Annotated in this window: 3 protein-coding genes and 2 pseudogenes; all 5 read right to left on the minus strand. The window is 70.6% G+C overall.

What is annotated here, in order from left to right; genetic code table 11:
• Nucleotides 1–92: pseudogene (locus ABT048_RS41460) on the minus strand (roadblock/LC7 domain-containing protein); the annotation flags it as partial.
• A 10-nt stretch (nucleotides 93–102) separates the two neighbouring features.
• Nucleotides 103–3450 carry a nitrate- and nitrite sensing domain-containing protein gene (locus tag ABT048_RS41465; RefSeq protein WP_350526833.1) on the minus strand — a complete coding sequence of 1116 codons (3348 nt, stop codon included), beginning with the start codon at nucleotides 3448–3450 and terminating at the stop codon, nucleotides 103–105.
• Nucleotides 3451–3896: 446 nt separating this feature from the next.
• The gene (locus tag ABT048_RS41470) at nucleotides 3897–4475 is read right to left on the minus strand and encodes a GTP-binding protein (protein WP_350526834.1); all 579 of its coding nucleotides are present in this window, start codon (nucleotides 4473–4475) and stop codon (nucleotides 3897–3899) included.
• Nucleotides 4456–4881 (minus strand): DUF742 domain-containing protein, encoded by a 426-nt coding sequence (locus tag ABT048_RS41475; protein WP_350526835.1) that lies wholly within the window; start codon nucleotides 4879–4881, stop codon nucleotides 4456–4458. Before ABT048_RS41475 ends, ABT048_RS41470 begins: the two co-directional genes overlap by 20 nt.
• A gap of 164 nt (nucleotides 4882–5045) precedes the next feature.
• A pseudogene (locus ABT048_RS41480) lies at nucleotides 5046–5139 on the minus strand (roadblock/LC7 domain-containing protein); the annotation flags it as partial.

Consider the following 5139-nt stretch of genomic DNA (forward strand, 5'->3'; position numbering starts at 1 on the left):
TCCGCGGAGACCACCACGGTGTGGGACACCCCGGGGGTGTTGTCCACGAAATTGGTGATCAGCCAGTTCAGGTTCTGTGCGGCCTGGCTCATCTGAGTCAACTCAACGCTCCTGGTGGTTCGAGCCGCCGAAGAGATCGGTGCTGCGGTTCTGTCCGTTGCCGGACTGGTCTACCTGATCGGGGTCGATCCGGAAACTTCCGGTGTTGCCGGCGCTGCGGCCCTGCTCCACACCGCGGCGCAGGTTGGTGAGGCGGCCACGGACCTCCTCGGGGCTGCGGGAGACCTGCGGCCCGTCCTGCGGGGTGGACTTGGCGTTGCCGGGCACCAGGTTCTGCTTGGGCACGCGCCGCGGCAGACCGGCGCCGGTGGTGCCGGCGGAGGAGGGTTCGCGCAGCTGCTCGGCCCGCTGCCAGTCGCCGTCGTTCGGCGACTGCCAGGGGGAGCTGGCGGTCGGGCCGGTCGGGCCGTAACCGCCGAGCGAGGACACGTCGTGGCCGCGCGACTCGTTGGAGGACGAGTTGTCCTTGGCACCGGCGAACCAGTTCGGGCTGTCGCCGGTCGGCAGGGCGCCGGGCGGGGCGCTGCCGGGGCCACCGCCGGCCAGCTGCTCGCCGGGGCGGCGCTGCGGCAGCCCGGAGGCCAGGGTGGGGGCGGGGCCGGCCGCGGGCAGCGCGGGCTGCTCCGGGGCGTACGGGTGGCCGGCCGGGGCGTCCTGGGCCTGGCGGCCGTACGGGTCGGCGTAGCCGTCCTGCTGGTAGCCCTGCTGGTCGTAGCCGTACTGGTCGTCGGCGTACTGCTCGTCGGTGTAGCCCTGCTGGTCGTAGCCCTGCTGCGGGTACTGGTCGTAACCGTCCTGGGCGTAGCCGTCCTGCTGGTAGCCCTGCTGGTCGTAGCCGTACTGGTCGTCGGCGTAGGCACCCTGCTGCTGGTAGCCCTGCGGGGCGTACTGGTCGTAGCCCTGCTGGAACTCCTCCTCGACCTCGGCGTCCACGACCGGCGACTCGGGCCCGCCCTCCAGGGCCGCGCGGCGGACCTGGTCGAGGCGCTGCGAGCGCTGGACGGACTCCAGGGCCGGGCTGAAGCCGCTGGACCCGGAGTTGCCGATGCCGGTGAGGTGGTCGTCGAAGCCGAGCTCGGCGGCGCTGCGGGTCGGGGCGTCGGGCGCCCACGGGGAGGTCGGCTCCTGGTCGGCGAAGATCCGGGAGACGGTGAACTGCTCCTCGGGCTCCGGCGCGGCGCCGCCCTGGGTGACGAACGGCGGGAGCATGACCAGCGAGGTGGTGCCGGCCGACTCGCCGGACGGGCGGAGCTGGACGCGGATGTCGTGCCGCTGGGACAGCCGGCCGACCACGAAGAGGCCCATGCGGCGGGAGATGGTGGCGTCGACCGTGGGCGGCTCGGCCAGCTTCTCGTTGATCTCCGCGAAGTCCTCGGCGGTGAGGCCGATGCCCTTGTCGTGGATCTCGACCAGCACGCGGCCGTCCGGCAGGCGGGTCGCGTTGACCAGCACCCGGGTCTGCGGGCTGGAGAACGAGGTGGCGTTCTCCAGCAGCTCGGCGAGCAGGTGGACGAGGTCGGTCACGGCGGCGCCGACGACGTCGACCTCCGGGATGCCGGCGAGCTCGACGCGCTCGTACTGCTCCACCTCGGACGCGGCGGCGCGGAGCACGTCGACCAGCGGGACCGGGGTGTTCCAGCGGCGGCCGGCCTCCTCGCCCGCGAGGACGAGCAGGTTCTCACCGTTGCGGCGCATACGGGTCGCGAGGTGGTCCAGCTTGAAGAGGTTCTCCAGCTGGTCCGGGTCGGCCTCGTTGTTCTCCAGGTCGGTGATCAGCGCCAGCTGGCGCTGGATGAGGCCCTGGCTGCGGCGCGACAGGTTGGTGAAGATCGCGTTGACGTTCCCTCGGAGCAGGGCCTGCTCGGCGGCGAGCGCCACGGCCTGCTGGTGGACCTGGTCGAAGGCCCGGGCGACTTCGCCGATCTCGTCCTTGCCGTGCAGGGGGATCGGGGTCACCGAGGTGTCGACCCGGTCGGGGTCGGTCTTGGAGAGCTTCTCGACCAGGTCCGGCAGGCGGTGGTCGGCGATCTCCAGGGCGGCACTGCGCAGGGTGCGCATGCCGAGGATCATCGAGCGGGCGACGTAGCCGGTGAGCAGGCCGGCCAGGATCAGTGCGGCGACGACGATGATCGTGTTGAGGATGGCGTCGTAGAGCGCGTTGTCCTTCAGGTTGCGGGAGTCGGTGAGGACGTCGTCCAGCAGCGCGACTTCGGTGTTCCGCAGGGCCTGGATGTGGGTTCCGGCGGCCTGGTTCCAGTTGTCCGGGGTCAGACCGGCGGCCTTCGCCTCGGCGAACGCCGCGTCGGCGGTGTTCTTGCCCTTCAGCTGACCCTCGGCGGCGGCCTGGCTGTACGCCGCGGCCAGGTTCAGCAGGCCCTGCATGGTCGGCGCGGTGCCGTTCGGCATCTTGTACGCCGAGCGGTCCTGGGCGGTGGACAGGGTGACCTGCGCGTCCGCGTACTTCTTCGCGTCCTCGGGGGCGCTACCGGTGTTGAACTCGTTGAGGGAGACCTGTTCCAGCTTCTCCGAGACCAGGATCTGCTGGGTCGCGTCGGAGTTCTCGTACCGGGTGGTGCCGTTCTGCGCGATGCCGACCAGGAGGTGCAGCATCAGCGCGCGCTGGGTCGAGGCGGAGGCCTTGGCCAGCGACATCGCGTAGATCGCGCGGCCCTTGCTGGTGGCGTTGGAGGAGCCCATGCCGACCGAGTTGTCGTAGGCCAGCAGGGGGCCGTACAGCGCCGAGTAGGCGCTCGCGGTCGCACTGAGGAACAGCTCGGGGCTGTAGGCGTTGGCCCGCAGGTGCGGCAGGTCGACGACCATGGTCTGGAAGGCCTCGTGGCGACGGGGCAGCTCACCGGACTTGTCGGAGGCCGCGTAGGCGGCGTTGTACGCCTTCAGCGCGGCGTCGGTGTCGGCGCGGCGCTTGGTGACCTCGTTGTTCGGGTCCTGCTTGGTCAGCAGGGGTATGAGCGTCTTGTCACGCTCGTTCTCCAGCGCCTCGGCGAGCTCGGTCGCGGCCTTGGCCAGCTCGGCGGTCTTCTCGGCGCGGGACGCCTTGATGTAGCCGTCGACCGAGGTGTTCACTCGCAGACCGCCGAAGACGAGACTGATGATCACGGGGATCAGCAGAATCGCGATCAGGCGGGTCGGCACGCGCCAGTTGCGCGGACGGAGGAAGTCGTACCGGCCGGCCTCGCCCTCGCCGCCCTGCGCGCCGCCCTGGCCGGGCGGTGAGGCGATGCTCGGGGGAGTCGGGGCCGGTCCGGCCTGGGGGCGTTCCTCGGTGGGAGTGAACGCGGAGAATCCGGCCGGGCCCGCGGGGGTACCGTTCGGCTCGCTCTGGCGGGGCTCGGAGCGCCGCTGCGGGGCGGGTTGCTGCTTACGCCTCACTCGACAACTACCTCTCGGCCGACTGCCGGCCATGGATCAATCCAGCGCTACCCCCGGGCCCTGACCCGTCACCGGACGAACCGAGGCGAGAGAATCAGGGGTAGCTGGAATTTCAGCACGTGCAGGGATGGGGAACAAACAGCCGCTGTCGGGCGCCCGCGTCGGCACAATTCGGACAATCACCGACATGACGGAGCAAAACCGTGGTGATCTGGCGCTGAGTGACGCTGATTCGCCACACTGCGTCATTGTTGATCACAAAATGCCTACCGAACTGTTATCCGCTGCTTATACACGGGTCTTGCGCGGGCCCCCGGGAGGACACCGGCCGGTAAGCGCGGCGGCCCCGTCGGCCCGTTGCGGAGACGGGCCTACGGGGCCGCTCGGTTCCGCTCGCCCGTACGTCGGACCGCGGGTCCGGGGACCCGCGGTCCGACGCCTCCGACTCAGCGGAGCCGGGCGAGCAGGGCGTGTTCGACGAGGGTGATGAGGGCGCTCTTGGCGCTGTCGCGGCGGCGGGCGTCGAGGGTGATGACGGGGGTGTCGGCGCCGAGTTGGAGTGCTTCGCGGACTTCGTCGGGGGTGTGGGGCTGGTGTCCGTCGAAGCCGTTGAGGGCGACGACGAAGGGGAGTCCGCTGTTCTCGAAGTAGTCGAGGGCGGGGAAGCAGTCGGCGAGGCGTCGGGTGTCGACGAGGACGACGGCTCCGATGGCGCCGCGGACGAGGTCGTCCCACATGAACCAGAAGCGGTCCTGTCCGGGGGTGCCGAACAGGTAGAGGATGAGGTCCTCGTCGAGGGTGATGCGGCCGAAGTCCATGGCGACGGTGGTGGTCGTCTTGCCGGAGACGTGGCTGATGTCGTCGATGCCGGCGGAGGCCGAGGTCATGACGGCTTCGGTGCGCAGGGGGTTGATCTCGGAGACGGCGCCGACGAGCGTGGTCTTGCCGACACCGAAGCCGCCCGCCACGACGATCTTGGCCGACGTCGTGGCACGGGCGGGTCCGTTAGAGCTTGCGAAGTCCACTGAGGACCCTTTCGAGCAGCGTGACATCGGGCGTTCCGCCCGACTCGCCCGCGGCGGCGGGCTGGTGGATGGCGACGAGACCGGCTTCGGCGAGGTCGGCGACGAGGATGCGGGCGACCCCGAGCGGCACACCGGCGAGCGCGGAGATCTCCGCGATCGACTTGACCTCACGGCAGAGGCTGACGATCCGGGCGTGCTCGGGCAGGAGGCCACTGGACCGCTCGGCGGAGCCGGTGGTGGAGATCAGGGCCTCGATGGCGAGTTGGTAGCGGGGACGGGTCCGGCCGCCGGTCATCGCGTACGGACGGACCAGCGGCTGCTGCTCGTAGCCGTCGGACTGCTGCCCGCCGTAGCCGCTGCCGTACCCGCTGCCGTACGAGCCGGCGGGTGTCGAGGGCGGGGTCATGGGTCCTCCTTGTGCTGCAGCCTTGAGCAGCCGGTTCCAGCTGGGACGATGCCAGCTGAGGCGGGATCAGCTGCCTGAGGGTAGCTGAGGGTGAGACGCCGGGACCGGTCGGGTCGGCCCCGGCGGGGAGGTGGGACGGGTGGGTGGATCCGCGTGGATTCAGGTCAGTGCAGGAGACTGCCCTGGAGTTCCGCGCGAAGTGCGGGGGTGAGGACGGCGCCGGCGCGGTCGACGAGCAGGGCCATCTCGTAGCCGACG

This window comes from Kitasatospora sp. NPDC096140, assembly GCF_040303045.1.
In the GTDB taxonomy this organism is placed as follows: Bacteria; Actinomycetota; Actinomycetes; order Streptomycetales; family Streptomycetaceae; genus Kitasatospora.